This is a genomic window from Paraburkholderia sp. CI2, assembly GCF_014201055.1.
Classification (GTDB): Bacteria; Pseudomonadota; Gammaproteobacteria; order Burkholderiales; family Burkholderiaceae; genus Paraburkholderia; species Paraburkholderia tuberum.
On the sequence record NZ_JACHDL010000019.1, the window covers coordinates 21,324 to 44,299 of the forward strand.

Here is a 22,976-nt window from a genome sequence, read left to right on the forward strand (position 1 = left end):
ATCCATCACTTGGAGAGTGTGCAGTGAAATTTAAAATCGTTCTCGTGTCTGCTGCCAGTGCGGCAATTTCTATGGTCGGCACGGCTGGAGGCGCCGCGGCGGGGGCTCTGATCGGCGCCGGGGCGGGCAACGCCGGTGCCGGCGCCGCAATCGGTGCGGGTGCCGGACTGCTGCTCGGCAGCATGATGGGCTCGGCGCAGCACAATCAGACCGAAGCGTCGTTGCAGCAGCAATACGACAACGCGTACGCGCAATGCATCGCGGCGAAGGGATATACGATCGAAACACCGCGTCCGGCAGCGATCGTCGTGCCTGTACGCCCCGTGCCACCCCGCGCCGTAATCTATGGCGCCCCCCCACCTTACTACTACGCACCGTACTGATTTCGCTCATATGGTCGTGGCATGGCTTGACCTGGAATTCTGCCGGCTGGAAATCCTGGGTCGAGCTTTGTCCCCCGGCTATTCCGTGCACGCCATTCATTTCTTAACGGAGTCTTTGATGAAACGTTTATTCATTATTCTGGCTGCAACGTTCGCTGTGTCGTCTGCGTTCGCGCAGAGCAGCATGCAGCAGATGTTGGAAGCGCGCTTTACTGCCGCGAATGCCACTCATGACGGCAAGCTCACGAAAGAACAGGCGGAGGCAGGTATGCCGCGCGTCGCAGCCCATTTCGATGAGATCGATACTACGCATCAAGGGTACGTGACGCTTGAGCAGATCGAGCAGTTCGCCGCGCGGCATCAGCAGTAAGCGCTTGCAAGGCAAGCTTCCATACCCTCGGCTGGTTCAACCGTGTATTGAATATGTCCCATCGGGTCGCCTCATCACGTCGAATGATGGGGCTGCTGCGCGCTCCGGCAACCCCGACGCTAGCAACCCGCCATGCGCAAGCCGATAGCTGGAAGTCCTGCGGGCCTGGCGCACCGAAATCAATCCCCGCGTGGCCCCCCCAAATGCGGATTACGGTCTGGGACACGAGCGGCGCGGCGTCCCCAGCGGTAATGCCTGAACGCATCCCTAATGCCAGTCGCTGAGCCTCAATTGAAAGGAGTTGAAATAATGCTTGATGCGCGTGTTCTTTGTCGCTTTGCGCTTGCTGCCGGTTTTTGCATGAGTGCCGCGGTGCTTAGCGGCTGTGTAGTCGTTCCGGTGGGTCGTCCAATAGTGGCCCGGCCACTGGTTGTAGTCCCTCGACCGCCACTGATCGTCGCTCCCGCGTACTATTGACCTGAGTCTATTCGTGTCCGCCCCGTGGGCGGGCGGGATGCATAGCGGCCGCTTTGCATCCTGTCCGAAGCTCGCCGCAGGGACGATGCGCAACTGCGTCCAGTTCACGGATAGCGACCAGGATATAACGGCCGCTCAAAAATCGTGTATCTGAGTGAGTCAGTTAGCCGGCGCTCGACTTATCTTCGATTACCCTTGCCATGGCGTTAGCGGTGGTCACCACCTGGCCGCTGCTACCGTATAGTAGTTTGGCGACTGGTCGCGCTCGAAGCAATAAGCGCATATTCCGCGAAAGGCGCAACAGCAGCATGAGGGCAACCAGAGACCTCAGTTATGCGAATGGTGAGTCGATGTGCCGGCAGCATGCTCTTCGAGGTCCGGCACGAAGACGTATCCGCACCCGCGAACGGTCTGGATGAATCGTGGTGTCGACGGGTCAGTTTCCACGATGCGGCGCAGACGATAGACCTGAACGTCGATGCCGCGATCGGCGGACTCGGATTCCGCGCCATGAAGTGACTTGAGCAGACGCCGGCGGGTGAGTGTGCACATGGGAGAATTAACGAAAATCTGCAGCAGCGCAAACTCACTGGCAGATAAGGTAAGAGACGTCTCTGCGCTATTCAGAGTGCGCGACTGAAAGTCCAGCGTGAACGCGCCGAATGTGTAAGGTTGCCGTCGTTGGGGAATGCCCGCATCGGGTACGGCGCGCTGGCGCCGCAGCACTGACTGAATCCGTGCTACCAGCTCACGCGGGTTAAACGGTTTGCGGAGATAGTCATCGGCACCCAATTCGAGGCCAGCGATGCGGTCCTCTTCGTTGGCGCGGGCGGTGAGCATCAAGACTGGAATGTCGTCGCCTGATGCGCGCAACCTACGTAGTGCCGTCAAGCCGTCGACGCCCGGCATCATAAGATCGAGCACTATCAGGTCCGGGCGTTCGTGTTTGAGCCGGTGTTCGAGCGAACGCGCATCATGTAGCACTGACACGTCGAAACCCCACCTTACCAGGTAGCGGCGAGTCGCATCACACAATTCGGCGTCGTCGTCGATTAGAAGAATCTGAGCTGACATAGGAAGAGAATAACGATCACAAACGAGTGATGACCAGGGCCGCGACTAACCGCAATGCGAGCGCACCGCAGAAGCTGCAGCACACGATCGATCGAAGAAATGTAGGCGAATTTCATCACGCCAGGTGTTAGCAAATGATGTCAGGAAATGTCATCGACGGGGCCTGTTTTTCTGTCTGCAAACGCACGGGTGCACTCGCTTTCTCGCTGACCACGAGCGACAGATGTAATATGAGCAGTCAGGATGGCATGCCCGGTACATACGGGTGGCGCCGGGCGGTCGTGGGCTTTCGCCAGTCAGTGTTGTGGCCAGCACAATCGATGACATCTTTTGACATACCTTTCCAACACATCCAGCGCGGAGATCCTTGTATATTCCGTTCGTCCAACCATACGGAACTTCCTTTGGCCGGCAGGCCGCCCGGCGCAGCCCGCTTCGACGAGATTGTCGCCGCCCACCGAGGCACGTGACGGCTGTAGCAAAGCTAAGCGGTTCGCCGCGTAGCATCGGAAACTGGAACTAAAAGACAGGCGTTATTAGAGGTGTCTGCTTAATCATATGTCAGATGATCTGCCAACCGGTCGCATCATCGTGCTTGACGATGATGTTGAAATCCGCAATATGCTGCAACGCTTTCTGACGGCACAAGGTTTCTCCGTGCGCGCGGTGAAGACAGGCATTGAGTTGGACGTATTGATCGAGCGCTACCCGTTCGACCTGTTGATTCTCGATATCATGATGCCAGGCGAAGACGGCCTGTCCATCTGCCGTCGGTTGCGTGCTCGGAGAGAGACAATCCCCATCCTCATGCTAACAGCGCGTGGCGATCCCGCGGACAAGGTCGTAGGTTTGGAGATTGGCGCCGACGACTATCTCGCGAAACCGTTTCTGCCGAGCGAACTGATAGCGCGGGTTCGGGCGATGTTACGTCGGCAGCAGTTTCAGGTGCGCCTGCAAAACGTGCGGGGCGAGATGCTGCTCGCAGGCGAGTCGCAATGCTTGCGGTTCGGCGCCTTCAGGCTGGACGTTCGGCGTAGAGAATTGATGTCGGACGAAGCGGGCATCGTCGAACTCGGCGCAGCTGAAATGCGTCTCCTGTGTGCGCTTGCGGAGACGCCAAACCGTCCCGTAAGCCGCGCAAATCTGATAGAGCGCGCGCGCGGGTCGCAATATGAGGCGAGCGCCCGCAGCGTTGACGTGCAAGTTCTTCGCTTACGACAGGTGATTGAGACAGAGGCAACCTCGCCGCGACATATCCGCACAGTGTGGGGCCTCGGCTACATGCTCGTTGCAACCTCAAACTGAAGCGTCACCTGTTGGACGCTCGAAAGTGACATTCAAGCCGCTTCCTCTGCTTTCCGTGTACACCGCGCGCAATGCCGTGGCTACAGCGTTCATCGGGTCTCTTGCGCTGCAACTCCCGCAACTCGTGTGGCTCCCGACAAAGCGTCGAGCGTGCCGCGGCTGCTCGGGTAAAACAACAAGGCAGTGTAGTTTCCGTCATCGCTTCTGCGTCCGTTCAGCTATTTCAGGCCCTGTCCAGCGCCTTGATCGCAAGCGCAGCGCCAGCCGCGCGCGTCTCGACGTGCAGCTTACGGAACAGATGTTCGAGGTGCTTGTTCACCGTGCGCGGCGCCATGCCGAGAATGTCGCCGATATCGCGATTCGTCTTGCCGCGAGAGACCCAGAGCAGCACTTCGGCCTCGCGCGCCGTCAAATTGAAGCGCGCCGCGAGTGCGCTGCTGTGCACAGTGTCATCGGTCTCCTTGAGGGTGAGGATCCACTCTCCAGGATCGGGAGCGGAGGTTGCGCTCGCAGAACGCCGCACGTGTCCTGCGGTGAATTCGAGGACGGCGCCGGTCGGACTCCCGCGCCCGAGCCAGTCCGCAAACCAGTCGCGCAACAGCGGCGGCAACATGGGGTGCGCAACCGCTTGCACGAGGTCATCGGCGTGGCTGGCCCGGTAGGCAGAAATTTGCCGTGCCGCTTGCGGACTCTGCCAGCGGATCGCGCCATCGGCACCGACGATCAGCGCCGCCCGCGCATCGAGCGACAGTGCCGCGTGCGCATAGAGTTGCGCACGTGAGCGCTGCACGTGTGCGCCAATGCGCGCGCAAACCTCCTCGGGACGCACGGGTTTCGTCACATAGTCGATGCCGCCGACGCGAAACGCGCGCACCACATGCTCGCTTTCCGTTAATGCCGTCATGAAGATCACGGGCAGATGTTCGTGGCGAACCTCCTGCTTCAGGTGGCTGCAGGTCTCGAAGCCATCCATGCCAGGCATCATCGCGTCGAGCAACACGACGTCGGGCGTCACGCGTGCGAGGCGCTTGAGCGCATCTTCGCCCGAGAGCGCGACCAGCACCGCGTAACCATGTGCCTGAAGCGTATCGGAGAGAAATGCGAGGTTGTCCGGCGTGTCGTCGACAATCAACACGACGGGACGCTCGCGCAGCCACTCGGGCGACGCATCGGTGGAGTTCATCGCGCGCGCGTCAGACGTCCGCGGCGCGAGACAGTCGGTCGAGTTCATGCTCAAGCTCCCTTAGCTGAAAGCGTTCCGCCAAAACGCGCAACACGTCGATCTGCTCCTGTAGCGCGGGCCAGGTCGCGCGCGCCGAGTCGAGTTGTTCGATCACGCCTTGCAGGTAACCGACTTCGAGGTGTGCGCGCAGCCGCTCGAGCACCGCTTTCGGCCACGCGACATCCAGTGATGCGTGCCTGACGGGCGGCGTGGCTTGCGCGGACGTGGACGGCTCGGAGGCGATCCAGTCGAGCACGAGTAACTGCGCGAGCTTGTCGAGCAACAAATTGATCTGGAGCGGCTTCACGAGATATCCGGCGCATCCGGTCGCGCTCGCGCGTTCCCGATCGTCGGCAAATGCATTAGCCGAAAGCAGCACGATCGGGGCGTTCGACAACTGGTTTTCGCGGATCAGCCGGCTGGCTTCGTAGCCGTCCATCAGCGGCATTGAGATGTCCATGATGATCGCGTCGACGCTGTGTGTCGCCAGCCAGCGCAACGCGTCGGGGCCGCTCTCCGCCTCGGCGACGTCGAAGCCGAGCGGCGTCAGCAGTTGCACGACGATGCCGCGCTGATCCGCGAGATCGTCGACGACGAGAATCGCGCGCTTCGGCCCGGTATAGCCGCGGATCGCCGCGAGTTCAGTGCGCGCGTCGGCTGCGCTGTTCACTGCTGGCGCGAACAGTCGCACGATGAAGCGCGTGCCGCGCCCGACCTCGCTGTCCACTTCCAGACTGCCACCGAGTGCCTGCGTGAGAAGCCGGCAGATCGTGAGCCCCAGTCCCGCGCCGTGATCGTGCGCATGCGCCGCTTCGCCTCGCTCGAACGGCAGGAACAGGCGCTCCATCTCGGCCGGAGGAATTCCGGGGCCGGTGTCGACTACTTCGAACTTCAACGTGTCGAGCACGTGACTCACACGCAGCGTCACAGTACCCGTGGACGTGAAGCGAATCGCGTTGCCGATCAGGTTGGTCAAAATCTGACCCATGCATTTCTGGTCGGTACGCACGGTGGCGGGCAGGCGGCCTACGGTCTGCACGTCGAAAGCGAGCGTTTTCTCGAGCGCCTGCGGGCGCAGCATTGAGGTGACGTGCGCGACGAAATCCACCAGTGACACGCGTGCGATGTTCAGTTCCAGCTTGCCCGCCTCGATACGCGCGACGTCGAGCAGCCCATCGACGAGCGCAAGCAGATGTTCGCCGCTGCGGTGAATCGTTCGCACGGCACTGTAGCGCGTCGGCGAAAACTCCTCTTTCGCCTGCAAAAGCAACTGTGCGTAGCCGAGAATGCTGTTCAGCGGTGTGCGCAACTCGTGGCTCAAACCGGACACGTAGCGGCTTTTCGCCTGATTCGCCGATTCGGCGGCGGCCGTCGCGCGCTTGAGCGCGGCGTCGGTTTTCTGGTGCGCGTCGATTTCCTGCATCAGCAATTCGTTTTGCCGTTGCGATTCTTCCTGCGTGACGCGGCGGCTTTCGCGCTCCAGCACGAACCACCACGCCGCTATGCAGCCGACGAGAGAAAGCGCGAAGAATATCTTCAGAAAACTGTGGCCGATCGCGCTGTCGATCGACGATCCGTCGACGGCGAGCGAGGTCACACTCTGTGACCAGATCAGATAGAGCACGCTCGCGAGCACCGCGAGTATCGCGCACATGAGGCTGGCATAGTGCATGAGACGCAGGGCGGCTGGGCCGAGCCGCACGCGGGGAAACACGCGATGTAGCGCACGATCGGCTTGCGACGCGAAGCGTGCGTGCGGCTTGCAGCGATCGTGGCAGCGCGAATCGAGCGAACAGCACAGCGAGCAGATCGTGCCGCCGTAGGCAGGGCAGAAGGCTGTGTCTTCCGGTTCGAACGCGTTCTCGCAGATCGCGCAGCGAAGCGAAGTGGCGTTGCCCGTGGGTTGGGCGGCGCGCGCGATGTAGTAGCGTCCGCGCGTGACGATCGCGAGCACCGGAGCACAGGCGAGCGCCACGCCGAACGCGATGAACGACGACATGGCTTGTGCCAGCAAGCCGAACATGCCGCTTCGCGCGAGCATCGCGGCGGCGGCGGCGATCAGCATCGCGCCTACGCCGACGGGATTCACGTCGTACAGGTGTGCGCGTTTGAATTCGATATGACGCGGGCTAAGCCCAAGCGGCTTGTTGATGACGAGATCGGCGAACAGTGCGCCGATCCACGCGATCGCGATGTTTGCGTAGAGCGACAGCACCCTGGCGATCGCCTCGAATACACCCATTTCCACGAGCAGCAGCGCGATCATCACATTGAACACGAGCCACACCACCCGCCCCGGATGGCTATGCGTCAGACGGGCAAAAAAATTCGACCACGCGAGCGAGCCCGCGTACGCATTCGTCACGTTGATCTTCAACTGCGAAACGATCACGAACAGCGTCATCGCGGGCAGCGCCCAGCTCGCGAGCCCAAACGGATCGAGCAGCAGGTGATAGGCGACGAGGTACATCTGGGTGGGCTGCGTGGCCTCCGCCGGACTGACTTCATACTGGATCGCGACGAAGGCGAGGAATGCGCCGCCGAGCATCTTGAGCGCGCCGGGCACGATCCAGCCCGGTCCCGCCGACAGCAGCGCGAGCCACCAGCGCGTGTGGTTCTTTGCAGTCAGCGGCGGCAGGAAGCGCAAGAAATCCACCTGCTCGCCGACCTGCACGATCAATGCAAACACCACGGTCGAGGCCTGCCCGAACGCGATCACGCTGAACGCGCGGCCTTGCGGAGCGAAGCCGGCAAAGGTCGTCCATTCGTGCACCAGACCCGGATGGTGCCACAGCACAGCCGCATAGGGCAGCGCGAACAGTACCAGCCACAGCGGCTGAGTCCAGCTTTGCAGCCGATTGATCAACGTGATGCCGAACATCACGATCGGAATCACGACGAGCGAGCTCAGTACATAGGCGATCGCCAGCGAGATATGAAAATAGAGTTGCAACGCGAGCGACATGATGGCCGCTTCGAGCGCGAAGAAAATAAACGTGAAGACGGCATAGAGCAGCGACGTGAGCGTCGAGCCGATATAGCCGAAGCCCGCGCCGCGCGTCAGCAGATCCATGTCGACGCCATGGCGCGCGGCGTAAAAGCTGATCGGCAGACTGGTGAGCCAGATGAGCACCGATACGACCGCGATCGCCCAGACCGCGTTCGTAAAGCCATAGTTGACGACGAGACTGCCGCCGATCGCTTCGAGCACCAGAAAAGACACGGCGCCGATTGCCGTGTTGGCGACGCGCAGTTCCGACCAGCGTCGAAACGAACGCGGCGTGAAGCGCAACGCGTAATCCTCAAGCGTTTCGTCGCCGACCCACGCATTGTAGTCGCGCCGCACCTTGACGATGCGTTGGGTACTGGGCGTGCCCACTGACGGGTGACTCTGGGGCATGGAGATGATCTGGATTGGTGCGGAAACGATCGGATCGGTGTCTGATGCAAATTACATTCCAGTGCGACTGCGGGGAATACGTCAATCGACGTATTCCGGTTGCCAATTTGGCTTTCTACATTGCGTCCAACCTCGAACCAGCTCTCGCAAGAAGCGCAGGGCGACCGATAAGGAGAATGTGATGTCCGCAGACGATCGAATCGATGATGATGCTCGCACACCGTCGCCGTTGCGCCGGAAACTGATCGGCGGCCTCGCCGCCGCGCCGTTGATGGCGCTGGGGCTGCCACGTACTTCATTTGCTCAAACGCCGCCCACCGCCAAGGTGAACACCACCGGACTCGCGGTGACCGATACCACGGTGACAGTCGGCCAGTTGCATTCGGCGACCGGCACGATGGCGATCTCCGAAACCGGTTCGATCCAGGCCGAACGCCTTGCGATCGAGCAGATCAACGCAATGGGCGGCGTGCTCGGGCGCAAGATCCAGATCATTCAGGAAGACGGCGCCTCCGACTGGCCGACCTTCGCGGAGAAGTCGAAGAAGCTGCTCGAGAACGACCACGTCGCGGCCGTGTTCGGCTGCTGGACCTCGGCCTCGCGCAAGGCAGTGCTGCCGGTGTTCGAGAAGGACAACGGGCTGCTCTATTACCCGACCTTCTACGAAGGCCTCGAACAATCGAAGAACGTGTTCTACACGGGCCAGGAAGCGACCCAGCAGATTCTCTGGGCGCTCGACTGGGCATCGAACACGAAGAAGGCCAAGACGTTTTTCCTGATTGGTTCCGACTATATCTGGCCGCGTACGTCGAACAAGATCGCGCGCCGTCATATCGAGCAGCATCTGCACGCGAAGGTCGTCGGCGAGGAGTATTACCCGCTCGGCACGACCGAGTTTGCGTCGCTGATGAACAAGATCAAGCTCGCGCGGCCGGACTGCATTTTCGCGAGCGTGGTGGGCGGCTCGAACGTTGCGTTCTACAAGCAGCTCAAGGCGGCCGGTATCACTCCGCAGAAGCAGTTCCTGCTGACGCTGTCGGTAACCGAGGACGAAGTGCTCGGCATCGGCGGCGACAACTTCGCGGGCTTCTATTCGTCGATGAAATACTTCGAGGCACTCGATAACGAGAACAACAAGAAGTTCGTTGCTGCGTTCAAGGCGCGCTACGGCCAGAAGTCCGTAATCGGCGACGTGACCCAGGCCGCGTATCTCGGCCCATGGATCTGGAAGGCCGCCTGCGAGCGCGCGGGCAGCTTCGACGTGGACAAGGTGGTGGCGTCGTCGGCGGGCATCGACGTGGCCAATGCGCCGCAGGGCTATGCGAAGGTCGATGCGAATCACCACCTGTGGAGCCGCTCGCTGATCGGCCAGGGCCAGGCAGACGGCCAATTCAAGGTCGTCGCGCAGTCCGACCAGCCGATCCAGCCGAATCCGTTCCCGAAGGGCTACATGTAATCCGTCAACCGCAGCTGCGCGGCGACGCAACGCGCCGCCGCGCGAGGAGCGCTCGATGTCCGCCACCGACATTTTCAACATCACGCTGATGCAGGGCTTCGCCGGTCTGAGCCTGTTCAGCGTTCTGCTCCTGATGGGGCTTGGGCTCGCCGTGATCTTCGGCCAGATGGGCGTGATCAACATGGCGCACGGTGAATTCATGACGATCGGCGCTTATACCGTCTACATGTTTTCGTGGTTCTCGCAGAACGTCTGGCACGCGTTCACGCCGGTGTACTTTTTCTTCGCGATCGTCGCGGCGTTCGGCCTCGCGTTCGCGGCGGGCTGGCTCGCCGAATGGGCATTGATCCGCCATTTATACCGCCGTCCGCTCGACACGCTGCTCGCTACCTGGGGTCTGAGTCTCGGCATGCAGCAAGTGTTTCGCTCGACGTTCGGGCCGAAGGAAGTGAGTCCTGCGCTGCCCGACTGGCTGATGGGCTCCTGGGAGCCAGCGCCTGGCCTGGATATTCCAGTCAGCGGCATGTTCGTGATGGGACTCGCGCTGGTCATGACAGGTGGACTGCTGCTTGCGCTCTACCGCTCGCGCTGGGGCCTGCGCGTGCGTGCCACGGTTGCCAACCGGCCCATGGCCAACGCTGCCGGCATCAACACGCGGCGCACTGACCGGATGACCTTCGCGATCGGCTGCGGTATTGCGGGGGTGGCGGGCGCGGCGTTCACAGCGATCGGCTCGACCGGACCCACCAGCGGTTCTCTCTATATCGTCGATTCGTTTCTTGTCGTCACCTTTGGCGGCGCGGCGAGCCTGCTCGGCACCGTGGCCTCGGCGTTCGGCATCGCGCAAATGCAGTCGATCAGCGAGTTTTTCCTGTCGGGTTCGATTGCACGTGTTCTTACGCTGCTGACGGTCGTCGTGATCCTGATGCTGCGTCCGCAGGGACTCTTTGCGTCGAAGGTGCGGCGCGTGTGAGTGCGGGGCGCCGTGCACGGCTCATTCACTGATTAATTCGTATGGAGATGGACATGGAACCCATCCAAGCCGTGGCGGGGAGCGTTTCCCCGCGATCCGGTCCCAGCGCGCCGGGAGGCTGGCGCGCGCTCGCGATGCGGCTCGACGCGTCGGGCTACGTGGGCATCGCGATACTCGCGGTGCTGATCGTTGTCGTGTTTCCGCTTGTGCTGGATACGTTTCGCTTGAACCTGATGGGCAAGTACCTCACCTACGCTTTCGTGGCGATTGGCCTCGTGATCGCGTGGGGCTACGGCGGCGTGCTCAGCCTCGGACAAGGCGTGTTCTTCGGCCTCGGCGGTTACGCGATGGCGATGTTCCTCAAGCTTGAGGCGTCCGACCCGGCCGCCACCCACACGCAGACCACGCCCGGCATTCCCGACTTCATGGACTGGAATCAGCTCACCGCGCTGCCTACGTGGTGGAGGCCGTTTCATTCTCTACCGTTCTCGATCCTCGCCGTGCTCGTGGTGCCTACGGCTCTCGCGTTCGTCGTCGGTTATGCGATGTTCAAGCGGCGGGTGGGCGGCGTGTACTTCGCGATCATCACGCAGGCGGTCGCCTTGATTCTTTCGGTGCTGATCATCGGCCAGCAAGGATATACGGGTGGCGTGAACGGGATCACCGATCTGCGCACGCTGCTCGGCTGGGACATCCGCACCGACCACGCGAAGCTGGTTCTTTATTTCGTCAATGCGGTGCTGCTGATCGGCGCGCTGCTCGCCTGTCGCTGGGTCCAGCGCAGCAAGCTCGGCACGCTGCTGCTCGCGATGCGCGACAAGGAGGACCGCGTGCGCTTCTCCGGTTACGACGTCGCGATGTTCAAGGTGTTCGCGTTCTGCCTCGCGGCGCTGCTCGCGGCTGTCGGTGGCGCAATGTTCACGTTGCAGGTGGGTTTCATGTCACCGTCGTTCGTCGGCATCGTGCCGTCGATCGAGATGGTGATCTATGCCGCAGTCGGCGGGCGCATGTCACTGGTGGGCGCGGTGTATGGCGCGATTCTCGTCAACCTCGGCAAAAGCTGGTTCTCGGAGAGCCTGCCTGATCTCTGGCTCTATCTGATGGCGGCGATGTTCATCGGCGTGGTGATGGCCTTTCCGAACGGGCTCGCGGGCCTCTACGAAGAGCATGCCCGGCCGCGTATCCGCCGGTGGCTCGGCGCAGCGAACAAGGAGATCTGACGCATGAGCAACACTGACTTTCTGCTTGCGATCGAAGATCTGAGCGTGTCGTTCGACGGTTTCAAGGCGATCGATTCGTTGAACCTCTATCTCGAGCGCGGCGAATTGCGCGTCGTGATCGGCCCGAACGGTGCGGGCAAAACGACGCTGCTCGATCTGATTTGCGGCAAGACCAGGGAAACCGCCGGCAGCATCAAGTTCCGCAACGAGGAAATCACGAATCTCGCCGAGTTCCGGCGGGTGCGCAAGGGCATCGGCCGCAAGTTCCAGACGCCGTCGATCTACGAAAACCTGAGCGTCGCGCAAAACCTCGAAGTGTCGTTTCCGCGCGGACGCAGCGTGTTCGGCGCGCTCGCCTATCGCGAGGATGCCGAAGTGGCCGACCGGGTGCGTGCGGTAGCCGATGAGATCGGTCTTGCCGCTTCGCTCGATCTCGAAGCCGGGCTGCTGTCGCACGGCCAGAAGCAGTGGCTGGAAATCGGCATGTTACTGATGCAGGACCCCGAACTCCTGATGCTGGACGAACCGATTGCAGGCATGAGCGCGCGCGAACGGGAAGTCACAGCGGAACTGCTCGATCACATTTGCCGCAATCGCTCGATGATCGTGATCGAGCACGACATGGCCTTCGTCGAGCGGATCGCGCACAAGGTCACGGTCATGCATCAAGGCAAGATCCTCGCGGAAGGGCCGATGGCGCAGGTGCAATCCGATCCTCGCGTGATCGATGTCTATCTCGGCCACTGAATTTACACGGAGAACACATCATGCTGGAAGTCGACGATCTCGTGGTCAGCTACGGCCAGAGCGAGGTGCTGCACGGCATCGGATTTTCCGTGGCGAACGGCGAAAGCGTCGCGGTGATGGGCCGCAACGGCATGGGCAAGACGACGCTTTTCAAGGCGCTCATAGGCATGCTGCCCGCCAATCGCGGCACGGTGCGGGTGGGCGGCGCCGACGTGTCCAAAGACGAGAGCTACCGGCGCGTGGCGAAAGGCATCGGCTACGTGCCGCAAGGCCGGCAGATCTTCGCGTCGCTGAGCGTCGAGGAGAACATCCAGACGGGCCTCGAAAACGCGCGCAGCCAGCTCGTGCCCGACGATCTCTACGCGCTCTTTCCCGTGCTGTTCGACATGCGACGGCGCAAGGGCGGCAACCTCTCGGGCGGCCAGCAACAGCAGCTCGCGATTGCGCGCGCGCTCGCGACCGATCCGAAGGTGTTGCTGCTCGACGAGCCTACCGAGGGCATTCAGCCGTCCGTCATCAAGGACATCGCGAAGGCACTCAATCAGATTCGCACGAGCCGCAACATCGCCATCGTGGTGTCCGAGCAGGTGTTGAGCTTCGCGCTCGACGTCGCCGACCGGCTCTTCGTGATCGAAGGCGGCCGCTTCGTACATCAAAGCACCCGCGATGCAGGCGACACCGACCGCATCCGCGAATACCTCTCGGTATGAGTGCGGCGCACCGAACCGCATTTACTGACCCTCGAACCACGGAGCGAACGCAATGCCCGAAACTCTCATCAAGGTGGATCTGAACCAGCCGGCCTACGAAAACACGCAGGTGCACAACCGCTGGCACCCGGATATTCCGATGGCTTGCTGGGTCAAGCCCGGCGACGACTTCATCCTCGAAACCTACGACTGGACCGGCGGCTTCATCAAGAACGATGACAGCGCCGACGACGTGCGCGACATCGATCTGTCGATCGTCCATTTTCTGTCCGGCCCGGTCGGCGTGCATGGCGCGGAACCCGGCGATCTGCTGGTCGTGGACCTGCTCGACATCGGTGCGAAGTCCGAGAGCCAGTGGGGCTTCAACGGATTTTTCTCGAAGTCCAATGGCGGCGGTTTTCTCACCGACCATTTTCCCGCCGCGCAGAAGTCGATCTGGGATTTTCACGGCGTCTATACGAACTCGCGCCACATTCCAGGCGTGAATTTCGCGGGTCTGATTCACCCCGGCCTGATCGGATGCCTGCCTGATCCGAAACTGCTAGAAACCTGGAACGCACGCGAAACCGGCCTGATCGCGACCGCGCCGGAGCGCGTGCCGCCACTGGCGAATCCGCCGTTCGCCGCGACCGCGCATATGGGGCAACTCACGGGCGACGCGCGTGACAAGGCGGCGGCGCAAGGGGCGCGCACCGTGCCGCCGCGTGAGCACGGCGGTAATTGCGACATCAAGGATCTGTCGCGCGGCTCGAAGGTGTTCTTCCCCGTCTACGTGGATGGCGCAGGACTTTCCGTCGGCGATCTGCACTTCAGCCAGGGCGACGGCGAGATCACGTTTTGCGGCGCGATCGAAATGGCGGGCTGGGTACACATGCGCGTGAATCTGATCAAGGGTGGCATGGCGAAATACGGAATTCGCAATCCGGTATTCCAGCCGAGTCCTATCACGCCGAATTACAACGATTACCTCATTTTCGAAGGCATTTCGGTCGACGAGCAGGGCGCTCAACATTATCTCGACGTGACGGTCGCGTATCGGCAGGCTTGTCTGAACGCGATCGAGTATCTGAAGAAGTTCGGCTATTCGGGCGCGCAGGCGTATTCGTTGCTCGGTTGTGCGCCGGTGCAGGGGCATATCAGCGGCGTGGTCGATATTCCCAATGCGTGCGCGACCTTGTGGCTGCCGACACAGATTTTCGACTTCGACATTCGCCCAAATGCCGATGGGCCCATTCAGCACATCAAGGGCGGTGTGGATTTGCCATGCTCGCCGGATCTGGCGAACGTCTGAGCCAACGCTACCAGGAGAGCTTGTCATGCCGATCTACGACTTCGAATGCGTGAGTTGCGGTCCGTTTTCCGTCATGCGGCGCATGGCGGACCGCGAAAAGTCTTGCTGCTGTCCCGAGTGCGGAGGGGAGAGTGGCCGGGTGATCAGCGCGCCGTCGCTAGCCTTGATGGCGAATACACGGCGCTCCGCGTACGCAACGAACGAGCGCGCGCAGCACGCGCCGCGCCAGTCCGGTGACGGGGCGCCGTTGCGTCATCGGGCAGGATGCAGTTGCTGCTCGGGTGGCAGCGCGAAGCTCGCGGGATCGGCTTCGGACGGACTCAAACGGCCGGCAGGACGACCATGGATGATCAGCCACTAATGAGTGTGTGCTGAAGCGGAGCGGGCGGCCCGAAGTCCGCCTGCGATCTGAGGGACTTAAGGAGGATATGTCATGCGACATGGCGATATTTCGAGCAGCAACGATTGCGTGGGCGTCGCGGTGGTCAACTACAAGATGCCGCGTCTGCATACGAAGGCGGAGGTGCTCGACAATGCGCGCCGCATCGCCGGCATGGTGATCGGCATGAAACAGGGATTGCCTGGCATGGATCTCGTCGTGTTTCCCGAGTATTCGACGCACGGCATCATGTACGACCGGCAGGAGATGTTCGATACGGCGTCGACGGTGCCGGGCGAGGAGACGGAAATATTTGCGGCGGCGTGCCGCCAGGCCAACGTCTGGGGGGTGTTCTCGATCACGGGAGAGCGTCACGAAGAACATCCGCGTAAGGTGCCGTACAACACGCTTGTGCTGATCGACAATCGCGGCGAGATCGTGCAGAAGTATCGCAAGATCATGCCTTGGACGCCGATCGAAGGCTGGTATCCGGGCGATCGTACCTACGTGACGGATGGGCCGAAGGGTCTGAAGATCAGCCTGATCATCTGCGATGACGGCAACTATCCCGAGATCTGGCGCGACTGCGCGATGAACGGCGCGGAATTGATCGTGCGCTGCCAGGGCTACATGTATCCGGCCAAGGAGCAGCAGGTGATGGTGGCTAAGGCAATGGCGTGGATGAATAACACTTACGTCGCCGTGGCGAATGCCACGGGCTGGGACGGCGTGTATTCGTACTTTGGTCACTCGGCGATCGTGGGTTTCGACGGGCGCACGCTCGGCGAGTGCGGCGAGGAGGAGATGGGCGTGCAGTACGCGGAGCTCTCGCTGAGCATGATCCGCGACGCGCGGCGCACGATGCAGTCGCAGAACCATCTATACAAACTTCTGCACCGCGGGTACACGGGCACGATCAATTCGGGCGACGGCGCGAACGGCGTGGCGGCCTGTCCGTTTGGGTTCTATCGCGACTGGATCGAAGACCCCGACGGCACGCGCCGCCGCGTCGAAGCACTCACGCGCCCGACGCCAGGGACGCCGGAGTGTCCGATTGAAGGGATTCCGAACGGGGCGTGAGGATTGGTTCGCCGGGCGTTGTCACGTTCGCGCGCTGGTCAGCTACGATGACGTGATGAAGAAGACGAAATCGCTCTACCATGGCCATCGATTCCCGGCGTCAGTCATCAGCCACGCGGTTCGGTGGTATTTCCGCTTTCAACTCAGCCTTCGCGACATCGAGGAGCTACTGTTCGAGCGCGGCGTGGTTGTCAGCCGAATCGATCCGGCGGTGGACGGACAAGTTCGGCGCCGGTTTTGCGCATCAGGTCAGGACTGCCCGTCGCAAGCCGGGCAGCACATGGCCCGCGAAAACAGAGATCCCTGAGCTGGCGAATGTGAAGCACGTGTTCGTCAAGGCCTGCGCGCGCGTGAACAACCGCGCTGAAAACAGCCATCAACCCACGCGCGAACGCGAGCGCCGGATGCGAGGGTTTCGCTTGCCCGAACGCACGCAGTCATCTGCTGAGCGCCTCGCTCTATCGCAAACAGCTCGCCGCGCGATTTGAAGCGTGGCGTCTCTTCGCCGGTATTGCCCAAGCTCCGTCCACCGTGTTCTGAGACACGCCTATTGGTTGCGTTTTTTTACATCGCAGCTCTGCGCATTTATTTTGTCACTGTTTTCTCATTAACGGGATGGCGGGCGGAGAGACGCGCGCGCTGGTTTCGGGCGATCTTCGCACACAGTGGTTTTTTTGCAGCTGCAATTGGTGCGGAAGCGCACATACCGGTTGCCGCGCCTCCATGAATCATGCTCCGCATATCGAGCCGCGTGAATGCTTTCAATTTAAAAATTAAAGAATATAAAAATGAAAGGAAACGCAATGAAGCGATATTTACACGTAAGAAAAAGGAAAACAAAATGAAGGCGATGCTCCCGGGGCTGGACATCCTGAGGTTCCTGCTGGCCTGCTATCTGGTCGTCTTCCACACGCTCGTCATTTACCCCGAGGCGAAGGCGATGCCAATGGCCGACTTCTTCAAATTCGGCGGCTGCGCGACGAGTATCTTCTTTATTCTGTCAGGATTCATTCTATCGCACGTTTCGGTGGAAAAGAAAACTGGCGAAGTGATGAAGGTTTCGGCATCGAAGTTTTTTATCAACCGTTTTAGCAATATTTATCCCATTCACATTGTTACGTTAGCGCTGAGCGTTGCATTAATGGCTGTGAATTCCCATCCCTTCGACACCGAACTGAGCAACCTCGATTCAGCACCGCCGATTGTGCACACCATGAGCGGTGTGGAAGTGGCGGTCAATGCGGTTTTACAGATTCTGTTATTGCAGGCCTGGAATCCCTTTTATCTGTCATTCAACATTCCGTCGTGGTCGTTGTCGACGCTGTTTTTTTTCTATTTATTGTTTCCGGCGCTCGCGCCACGCCTGCTGTCGATGCGCTTGAAATCCACGATGCTGATGGCGATGTGGGGCGCCAGCCTGTTGCCGGCCGTGATCGTCGTTGCAGGCGGCTGGTATCAGGTGTGGCCGATCGGTGTGTTGCATACCAATCCGCTGGTGCGGCTTCCGGAGTTTCTGGCGGGCATTCTCGCTTACGGGATATTCGAGGCGAACGCCGAAAGCATTACCGGCATGATCGCGAGTTGCCGGTGGATCATATTCGCTGCTACAGGGGCACTTTTCATCGGCGCCACTTTTCTGTTTACGGCGGGAATGCGTTCGTGGGAAGTACTTCTTCACAACGGCGCACTCTTGCCCGCGCAAGTCGCGGTGATTTTTGTTTGCGCGAGCGCACTGCAAAACGCGTCGCCGCGCGTAACCGCCTGGACGAGACGGCTCGGCAACGCTTCGTTGTCGATCTTCGCGCTGCAATACCCGCTATTTATCGGCTTTCTCAAAGTGCAGAAGCTGCTTGGCATTCCGTATTCGCTGTTGTCATGCGTGCATCGACCGCATGTTTGCCGGGAGGCGGCAAGCCAGGTGCCCATGCATTTTTCCGCCTATCCGGTCTATCTGATCCTGGTGCTGGTGGCGTCGGTGCTGTTTCAGGAGCGGGTCGTGGTGCCGCTCAGGACCAGGCTGCGCCGCGTGCTGAAGAGCCGCTGGGACGCAGCGCGGCCCGCGCCGCTGCCTGCGACGTCGGTGCCGAAGACACAGTGAGACGCGCTGCCGGCCAGGTGCAGGCGTTTGCGCATCCCGGTCCCGCACTCGTCGATGTGATCACATCGAAGCATGAGCTTGCCATGCCTCCGAAGGTGGAACTTGCCCATGCGAAGGGATTCAGCCTTTATATGCTGCGTGCGATATTGAACGGACGCGGCGACGAGATCGTCGAGCTGGCTCGCACCGAGCTCAGATGAAAACAGGCGCGAGCCCGATTGCCGACGGCTCGGGCCCGCGTCCGTGATCCTCGTCAACGTGTTCGCCTCAGCGCGCCAGCAACGAAACCGTCGCGATGCCGAGAATCGTCATGATCAGCGAAGTGCTCAGGTGAATCGCCACTTCGCCCGCCGCCCAGCCGAACCGGCCGTCCTGCAGACGCTGCACGACCTCCGCGGAGAACGTCGAGAACGTCGACAGCCCGCCCATCAGACCGGTGATGACGAACAGCCGCCATTCCGGCGTGAGCTGGGGCACACGCGCGAAGCCCGCGACCGCCACGCCGATGATGTAGCCGGCGATCACGTTGGCGGCGAGCGTGCCGAGCGGCAGGTCGCTAAAGACCGGGTTAAGTCGAATGCCGAGGAACCAGCGAAACAGCGAGCCGAGTGCGCCGCCAATCGCGACAGCGAGAAAAGACCAATACATGGAAGAGGATCGAAACCGGAATGTCGACAGACCGGTCGATGCGGGCGAGTTGATGCCGCGTCCGCATAACCGGGCGTAGCAGGCATCATCAGCCCCAAGGGCGGTTAATGGAGAATGCCATCTCCAGCCGCGAAGTCTAACATCGGCGCGCGCATTTGGGGACAGGCGCGGGATTCGCGCCTCTCCTGTTTCCCGCGAGCGCCGCCTTCGTTCACTCCGGCGTTGCCGAAATCTTGTGAATCGACAGATCGGCGCCGTTGTATTCCTCTTCCTGGTCGAGGCGCAGACCGACCGTCATGCGGATCACGCCATACACGACCGTGCCGCCGAGCCCCGACACGACGATTCCGCCGAGCGTGCCGATGACCTGCGAGGCGAACGACACACCGCCCAGCCCGCCGAGCGAATGGATGCCGAAGATCCCGGCCGCGATGCCGCCCCATGCGCCGCACAGCCCATGCAGCGGCCACACGCCGAGCACGTCGTCGATGCGCCAGCGGTTCTGCACGCAGGTGAACATGTAGACGAACAGCACGCCGGCGATACCGCCCGTGACCAGCGCGCCGAGCGGATGCATGATGTCCGAGCCCGCGCACACCGCGACGAGCCCGGCGAGCGGGCCGTTGTACGTGAAGCCCGGGTCGTTGCGGCCCGCGAACCACGCGCTCAGCGTGCCGCCGACCATCGCCATCAGCGAATTGACCGCGACGAGGCCGCTGATCTTGTCGAGCGTCTGCGAGCTCATCACGTTGAAGCCGAACCAGCCGACCGTCAGCACCCATGCGCCGAGCGCGAGAAACGGAATGTTCGACGGCGGATGCGCGGCGATACCGCCGTCGCGGTGATAGCGACCGTGGCGCGCGCCGAGCAGCAGCACGGCCGGCAGCGCGACCCAGCCGCCGAACGCGTGCACCACCACCGAGCCCGCGAAGTCATGGAACGGCGCGCCGAAAGCCTGCGTGAGCCAGTCCTGGATGCCGAAGCGGTCATTCCACGCGATGCCTTCGAAGAACGGATAGATGAAACCGACCAGCACGAACGTCGCGAACAACTGCGGATTGAACTTGGAGCGCTCGGCGATGCCACCCGACACGATCGCGGGGATCGCGGCGGCGAACGTCAGCAGGAAGAAAAAGCGCACGAGCGCATAGCCGTTGTGCTGGGCGAGCGTCGCCGCGCTGTCGAAAAACTGCACGCCGTATGCGATCGTGTAGCCGATGAAGAAGTACGCGATCGTCGAGACCGCGAAGTCCACCAGAATTTTGACCAGCGCATTCACCTGATTCTTCTTGCGCACGGTGCCAAGCTCCAGGAAGGCGAATCCCGCGTGCATCGCCAGCACCATGGCGGCGCCGATCAAAAGAAACTCGGTATCGGCGCCGTATTTCAGACTTTCCATCGATATGTCCCGCTTATGCCAAAAAAGTGCGCTATGTCAGCAAGAAGCGGGCCAAAGCTGTGCTGGTCGCGTCGACACGGTGCAATCGGGCACCGGGATGGGCATCCGGTGGGTTTTGAGCCATGCGCCGCCCGAGCGCGTCATGCACCTGAACAGAGATGAATAGCACAAGAAAAGTGCATAAATCGACGCCCTTGCACAGATTGACCCAGACGAGGGCGAAATATTCGATGTAAATTACATTTTCATTCGAAGTCCTGACGCAGCGAGATGCTGGTCGGGCGCGTCGATGCCCATTTCTGGCGCACGGTGCGCGAACGGCAGAAGCTGCCGTCGACGCGTTCGTGCCCCTCTTTCTTTTCCCGCGCAAACGCCGACATAATGTGCCGACTCCGTGCACGATCCGCCGGCCAACCCCTCCCATGGGCACGCATGAGACTGACCACTAAAGGCCTGCTTCTGATCGCGATCCCGGCCGTTTTCGAACTCGCGCTGCTCACCGGTGTCGTGAAGGCCCAGGCGGATGCGACGATGGCCGAGCGCTGGGCGATGCATAGCGAGGAGGTGTTGCGCCAGACCACGGAGATTCTCGATCCGGTGCTGGCCGAATCGGTCGCGCTGCGGGGCGCGGTGCTCGCCAACGACGCGCATTTCACCACCCCGATCGCGGTATGGATGGACGTCGACCGGCGCATCGACGAGCTCGCCGAACTCGTCGCGGACGATCCGGCGCAGGTCGAGCGCGTGGCCGAGGTGCGCCAGGCGGTGCAGGCGTACCGCCAGTGGTCCGACCGGATCCAGGACATGCTGCACGCCGGGCGGACCGGCGAGATTCTCGCGCGCTTCCACGATCTCGCCCAGGCCGACGTGCTCGATCATTTCCGTGTGGAGGTGACCGCGTTCCAGGCCGAGGAGCGCCGTCTCGATAGCTCGCGCTCGAATGCCGTCGCCGCCGTGCGCGAACGGGAACAGACGCTGATCGTCGCTGCCGCGTTGGGCTCGCTGCTGTTCGTCGCGCTCGCCGTCTGGATGTTCACGCGCGGTGTGCGCGGCCGGCTCGCACTGCTGTCCGACAACGCGGGCCGGCTCGCCGGCAACGAGCCGCTCGCGCCGCTCGGCGCGGGTAGCGATGAAATCGCGCGGCTCGATCTGACCTTGCACGAGACGAGCCGCCGACTGCTCGAAGCCGAGCGCATCGAAGCTCGCTTTCACGCGGACCTCGAGCGGCGCGCCGCCGAGCTCGCGCGCAGCAACGAGACGCTGCGCCAGCAGACCCAGGAAAACGAAATGTTCATCTACAGCGTGTCGCACGACCTGCGCGCGCCGCTCGTGAACCTGCAGGGATTTTCCAGGGAGCTGATTCGCGCAAGCGACGAGTTGCGCGACGCGGTGCGCGGTTCGTCGCTCGCGATCAGCACGCGCGAGCGGATCGAGCGCCTCGTCGACGAGGACATCGGCGAGGCGCTGCATTATCTGCAGACCGCGGTGCTGCGTGCGTCGCACATCATCGACGCGCTGCTGCGGCTGTCGCGGGTCGGGCGGGTCGAGTACCGGCGCCAGAATGTCGATGTGCGCGACATCGTGCAACGTGTCGTCGATGCGATGCAGGGCTCGATCCGTGCGCGGCGCGCGCGCGTGACGGTCGGCGAACTGCCCGCGGTAAGGGGCGATCCGACCGCGCTCGAACAGATCTTCGCAAACCTGATTGGCAACGCGGTCAACTATCTGGACCCGGCGCGCGAGGGCCGCGTCGAAATCGGCACGACGCCTGCGCCGCCGGGCGTGCATTCGCTGCGGATCTTCTACGTGCGCGACAACGGCCTCGGTATCCCGGCGATCGCGCTGCCGCGCCTGTTCACCGCGTTCCAGCGGCTGCACGGCAATGCCGCGGCCGGCGAGGGCATCGGCCTCGCGCTCGTGCGGCGGATGGTCGAGCGACATGGCGGCCGCGTGTGGGCGGAATCGAAGGAGGGGGTGGGCACGACGTTCTATCTGTCGCTGCCAGAGGCGGGTGCCGCGGGCGCGAAACCGGCCGCGGCTGGCGCGGCTGCGCTCGCCGCGGCGGGTCCGGCTCCGGCGGCGCGCGGTGCGCGTCAGAGCGTGCCGGGCGCTGCGGGGCCAGGCTTAGGCGCAGGCGGCGGGTCGTCCGCGCGTTCGATCGACGCGGTGCGAGGAATCAGCACGCGGTAGGGGGCGCTCGATCGTGCGGCGCGGATGGCGCTCGCCCGCGCATCAACCGGCGAAAATCCGCCGCGGCTTCAGCAGTCTTCTGCCGCGCACCGACCAGTAGCAACCGCATGCCAGCAGCACGGCGATGCCGGCGAACGTTTCGGCCGGTGTTGGCCGAATGCCCGCAAGACCCTCGACGGCAAACAGGCCGTGCGTGACACCCAGCAGCGCCGCCCACAGTGCACACGCGGCCTGCATCAGCAAACGGGTCCCTTTCATATGCCGAGCGCGGGTGTCGTGCGACCAGGTGGGCAGCCGGCGCGCGCAGAAAAAAACGATCACCATCAGCATGATGACGAGGGTGACGATCCAGTCGATCAGTTTCATCGAAACAGCACTCCCCAAAAGCAGCGCGACTATAGGGAGGTGTTTCGCCTGCAACTGTCGGAAGATTCTGAATTGTGGGGCGATGTTGAGGCGAGCGCCGCTGCAAGTCGACGCTCGTTGCTGCACGTGGTCTCGGGGCTCGGTGCGCGATCCGCGTGCCGCCCAGCTGCGAGTACATCGATGTGCTC

20 protein-coding genes, 3 pseudogenes and 1 riboswitch are annotated in these 22,976 nt (G+C 62.0%); of the genes and pseudogenes, 16 read left to right on the forward strand and 7 right to left on the reverse strand.

Annotated features, from left to right (window positions below; all coding sequences use genetic code 11):
- The first annotated feature begins 23 nt into the window (after nucleotides 1-23).
- Both HDG32_RS23845 and HDG32_RS23850 read left to right on the forward strand, forming a co-directional pair.
- Nucleotides 24-383: a glycine zipper domain-containing protein gene (locus HDG32_RS23845; RefSeq protein WP_311540338.1), complete on the forward strand. Its 360-nt coding sequence runs from the start codon at nucleotides 24-26 to the stop codon at nucleotides 381-383.
- A gap of 118 nt (nucleotides 384-501) precedes the next feature.
- Nucleotides 502-753 carry an EF-hand domain-containing protein gene (locus tag HDG32_RS23850; RefSeq protein WP_184071181.1) on the forward strand — a complete coding sequence of 84 codons (252 nt, stop codon included), beginning with the start codon at nucleotides 502-504 and terminating at the stop codon, nucleotides 751-753.
- Nucleotides 754-1,557: 804 nt separating this feature from the next.
- On the opposite strand, the gene HDG32_RS23855 is transcribed toward HDG32_RS23850, so the two are convergent.
- The gene (locus HDG32_RS23855; protein WP_184071183.1) at nucleotides 1,558-2,304 is read right to left on the reverse strand and encodes a response regulator; all 747 of its coding nucleotides are present in this window, start codon (nucleotides 2,302-2,304) and stop codon (nucleotides 1,558-1,560) included.
- Between the two features lie 558 nt (nucleotides 2,305-2,862).
- On the opposite strand from HDG32_RS23855, the gene HDG32_RS23860 reads away from it, so the two are divergent.
- On the forward strand, nucleotides 2,863-3,609 hold the full coding sequence (locus HDG32_RS23860) for a response regulator (protein ID WP_184071184.1): 747 nt from the start codon (nucleotides 2,863-2,865) through the stop codon (nucleotides 3,607-3,609).
- 223 nt (nucleotides 3,610-3,832) lie between these two features.
- Here the strand turns inward: HDG32_RS23860 and HDG32_RS23865 are convergent, their stop codons facing one another.
- Both HDG32_RS23865 and HDG32_RS23870 read right to left on the reverse strand, forming a co-directional pair.
- Nucleotides 3,833-4,792 (reverse strand): response regulator transcription factor, encoded by a 960-nt coding sequence (locus HDG32_RS23865; protein ID WP_311540340.1) that lies wholly within the window; start codon nucleotides 4,790-4,792, stop codon nucleotides 3,833-3,835.
- A 10-nt stretch (nucleotides 4,793-4,802) separates the two neighbouring features.
- A complete protein-coding gene (locus HDG32_RS23870; RefSeq protein WP_184071188.1) occupies nucleotides 4,803-8,231 on the reverse strand; it encodes an ATP-binding protein in 3,429 nt (1,142 codons plus the stop codon).
- 181 nt (nucleotides 8,232-8,412) lie between these two features.
- Here HDG32_RS23870 and urtA point away from each other — a divergent pair, with 181 nt between their 5' ends.
- The 12 genes and pseudogenes from urtA to HDG32_RS23925 form a co-directional block, all read left to right on the forward strand.
- Nucleotides 8,413-9,687, forward strand: a complete 1,275-nt coding sequence (gene urtA / locus HDG32_RS23875) for an urea ABC transporter substrate-binding protein (RefSeq protein ID WP_090804068.1) — start codon at nucleotides 8,413-8,415, stop codon at nucleotides 9,685-9,687.
- A gap of 55 nt (nucleotides 9,688-9,742) precedes the next feature.
- Nucleotides 9,743-10,660: an urea ABC transporter permease subunit UrtB gene (gene urtB / locus HDG32_RS23880; RefSeq protein WP_090804070.1), complete on the forward strand. Its 918-nt coding sequence runs from the start codon at nucleotides 9,743-9,745 to the stop codon at nucleotides 10,658-10,660.
- Nucleotides 10,661-10,713: 53 nt separating this feature from the next.
- Nucleotides 10,714-11,880, forward strand: a complete 1,167-nt coding sequence (gene urtC, locus HDG32_RS23885) for an urea ABC transporter permease subunit UrtC (RefSeq protein WP_184071190.1) — start codon at nucleotides 10,714-10,716, stop codon at nucleotides 11,878-11,880.
- Nucleotides 11,881-11,883: 3 nt separating this feature from the next.
- The gene (gene urtD / locus HDG32_RS23890) at nucleotides 11,884-12,627 is read left to right on the forward strand and encodes an urea ABC transporter ATP-binding protein UrtD (RefSeq protein WP_090804072.1); all 744 of its coding nucleotides are present in this window, start codon (nucleotides 11,884-11,886) and stop codon (nucleotides 12,625-12,627) included.
- A 20-nt stretch (nucleotides 12,628-12,647) separates the two neighbouring features.
- Nucleotides 12,648-13,337, forward strand: coding sequence for an urea ABC transporter ATP-binding subunit UrtE (gene urtE / locus HDG32_RS23895; RefSeq protein ID WP_184071192.1), 690 nt, complete (start codon nucleotides 12,648-12,650; stop codon nucleotides 13,335-13,337).
- Nucleotides 13,338-13,389: 52 nt separating this feature from the next.
- Nucleotides 13,390-14,628 carry a formamidase gene (gene fmdA, locus HDG32_RS23900; RefSeq protein WP_184039865.1) on the forward strand — a complete coding sequence of 413 codons (1,239 nt, stop codon included), beginning with the start codon at nucleotides 13,390-13,392 and terminating at the stop codon, nucleotides 14,626-14,628.
- 25 nt (nucleotides 14,629-14,653) lie between these two features.
- Complete coding sequence (locus tag HDG32_RS23905) at nucleotides 14,654-14,989, forward strand: FmdB family zinc ribbon protein (protein ID WP_184071194.1); 336 nt, start codon at nucleotides 14,654-14,656, stop codon at nucleotides 14,987-14,989.
- A 72-nt stretch (nucleotides 14,990-15,061) separates the two neighbouring features.
- Nucleotides 15,062-16,087 carry an aliphatic amidase gene (locus HDG32_RS23910; RefSeq protein ID WP_184039871.1) on the forward strand — a complete coding sequence of 342 codons (1,026 nt, stop codon included), beginning with the start codon at nucleotides 15,062-15,064 and terminating at the stop codon, nucleotides 16,085-16,087.
- Nucleotides 16,088-16,142: 55 nt separating this feature from the next.
- Nucleotides 16,143-16,321: pseudogene (locus HDG32_RS37295) on the forward strand (IS6 family transposase); the annotation flags it as partial.
- 113 nt (nucleotides 16,322-16,434) lie between these two features.
- Nucleotides 16,435-16,524: pseudogene (locus tag HDG32_RS37300) on the forward strand (IS6 family transposase); the annotation flags it as partial.
- Nucleotides 16,525-16,838: 314 nt separating this feature from the next.
- Complete coding sequence (locus tag HDG32_RS23920) at nucleotides 16,839-18,185, forward strand: acyltransferase (protein WP_184071196.1); 1,347 nt, start codon at nucleotides 16,839-16,841, stop codon at nucleotides 18,183-18,185.
- Nucleotides 18,186-18,208: 23 nt separating this feature from the next.
- Nucleotides 18,209-18,385: pseudogene (locus tag HDG32_RS23925) on the forward strand (ubiquinone-dependent pyruvate dehydrogenase); the annotation flags it as partial.
- Between the two features lie 67 nt (nucleotides 18,386-18,452).
- Here HDG32_RS23925 and crcB read toward each other — a convergent pair.
- The 3 genes from crcB to HDG32_RS36650 form a co-directional block, all read right to left on the reverse strand.
- Nucleotides 18,453-18,833 carry a fluoride efflux transporter CrcB gene (gene crcB / locus HDG32_RS23930; RefSeq protein ID WP_184071198.1) on the reverse strand — a complete coding sequence of 127 codons (381 nt, stop codon included), beginning with the start codon at nucleotides 18,831-18,833 and terminating at the stop codon, nucleotides 18,453-18,455.
- Between the two features lie 72 nt (nucleotides 18,834-18,905).
- Nucleotides 18,906-18,967, reverse strand: a riboswitch (Fluoride riboswitch).
- A 77-nt stretch (nucleotides 18,968-19,044) separates the two neighbouring features.
- Nucleotides 19,045-20,232, reverse strand: a complete 1,188-nt coding sequence (locus HDG32_RS23935) for an ammonium transporter (RefSeq protein WP_090804085.1) — start codon at nucleotides 20,230-20,232, stop codon at nucleotides 19,045-19,047.
- Nucleotides 20,233-20,477: 245 nt separating this feature from the next.
- The gene (locus HDG32_RS36650; RefSeq protein WP_260336579.1) at nucleotides 20,478-20,612 is read right to left on the reverse strand and encodes a hypothetical protein; all 135 of its coding nucleotides are present in this window, start codon (nucleotides 20,610-20,612) and stop codon (nucleotides 20,478-20,480) included.
- 52 nt (nucleotides 20,613-20,664) lie between these two features.
- Between HDG32_RS36650 and HDG32_RS23940 the strand changes: the two genes are divergently transcribed.
- Complete coding sequence (locus HDG32_RS23940) at nucleotides 20,665-22,422, forward strand: ATP-binding protein (protein WP_184071200.1); 1,758 nt, start codon at nucleotides 20,665-20,667, stop codon at nucleotides 22,420-22,422.
- A 42-nt stretch (nucleotides 22,423-22,464) separates the two neighbouring features.
- On the opposite strand, the gene HDG32_RS23945 is transcribed toward HDG32_RS23940, so the two are convergent.
- Nucleotides 22,465-22,788, reverse strand: a complete 324-nt coding sequence (locus HDG32_RS23945; protein WP_184071202.1) for a hypothetical protein — start codon at nucleotides 22,786-22,788, stop codon at nucleotides 22,465-22,467.
- Nucleotides 22,789-22,976: the final 188 nt, after the last annotated feature.

What these genes read in the sequence shown, in the direction of transcription:
- urtB (WP_090804070.1), top strand. Translation starts at nt 9,743, where the DNA reads ATGTCCGCCACCGACATTTTCAACATCACGCTGATGCAGGGCTTCGCC.
- crcB (WP_184071198.1), bottom strand. Translation starts at nt 18,833, where the DNA reads ATGTATTGGTCTTTTCTCGCTGTCGCGATTGGCGGCGCACTCGGCTCG.
- urtA (WP_090804068.1), top strand. Translation starts at nt 8,413, where the DNA reads ATGTCCGCAGACGATCGAATCGATGATGATGCTCGCACACCGTCGCCG.
- HDG32_RS23855 (WP_184071183.1), bottom strand. Translation starts at nt 2,304, where the DNA reads ATGTCAGCTCAGATTCTTCTAATCGACGACGACGCCGAATTGTGTGAT.
- fmdA (WP_184039865.1), top strand. Translation starts at nt 13,390, where the DNA reads ATGCCCGAAACTCTCATCAAGGTGGATCTGAACCAGCCGGCCTACGAA.
- HDG32_RS36650 (WP_260336579.1), bottom strand. Translation starts at nt 20,612, where the DNA reads ATGTCGGCGTTTGCGCGGGAAAAGAAAGAGGGGCACGAACGCGTCGAC.
- urtC (WP_184071190.1), top strand. Translation starts at nt 10,714, where the DNA reads ATGGAACCCATCCAAGCCGTGGCGGGGAGCGTTTCCCCGCGATCCGGT.
- HDG32_RS23935 (WP_090804085.1), bottom strand. Translation starts at nt 20,232, where the DNA reads ATGGAAAGTCTGAAATACGGCGCCGATACCGAGTTTCTTTTGATCGGC.
- HDG32_RS23865 (WP_311540340.1), bottom strand. Translation starts at nt 4,792, where the DNA reads ATGAACTCCACCGATGCGTCGCCCGAGTGGCTGCGCGAGCGTCCCGTC.
- HDG32_RS23945 (WP_184071202.1), bottom strand. Translation starts at nt 22,788, where the DNA reads ATGAAACTGATCGACTGGATCGTCACCCTCGTCATCATGCTGATGGTG.
- HDG32_RS23860 (WP_184071184.1), top strand. Translation starts at nt 2,863, where the DNA reads ATGTCAGATGATCTGCCAACCGGTCGCATCATCGTGCTTGACGATGAT.
- HDG32_RS23850 (WP_184071181.1), top strand. Translation starts at nt 502, where the DNA reads ATGAAACGTTTATTCATTATTCTGGCTGCAACGTTCGCTGTGTCGTCT.
- urtD (WP_090804072.1), top strand. Translation starts at nt 11,884, where the DNA reads ATGAGCAACACTGACTTTCTGCTTGCGATCGAAGATCTGAGCGTGTCG.
- HDG32_RS23940 (WP_184071200.1), top strand. Translation starts at nt 20,665, where the DNA reads ATGAGACTGACCACTAAAGGCCTGCTTCTGATCGCGATCCCGGCCGTT.
- HDG32_RS23910 (WP_184039871.1), top strand. Translation starts at nt 15,062, where the DNA reads ATGCGACATGGCGATATTTCGAGCAGCAACGATTGCGTGGGCGTCGCG.
- HDG32_RS23870 (WP_184071188.1), bottom strand. Translation starts at nt 8,231, where the DNA reads ATGCCCCAGAGTCACCCGTCAGTGGGCACGCCCAGTACCCAACGCATC.
- HDG32_RS23905 (WP_184071194.1), top strand. Translation starts at nt 14,654, where the DNA reads ATGCCGATCTACGACTTCGAATGCGTGAGTTGCGGTCCGTTTTCCGTC.
- urtE (WP_184071192.1), top strand. Translation starts at nt 12,648, where the DNA reads ATGCTGGAAGTCGACGATCTCGTGGTCAGCTACGGCCAGAGCGAGGTG.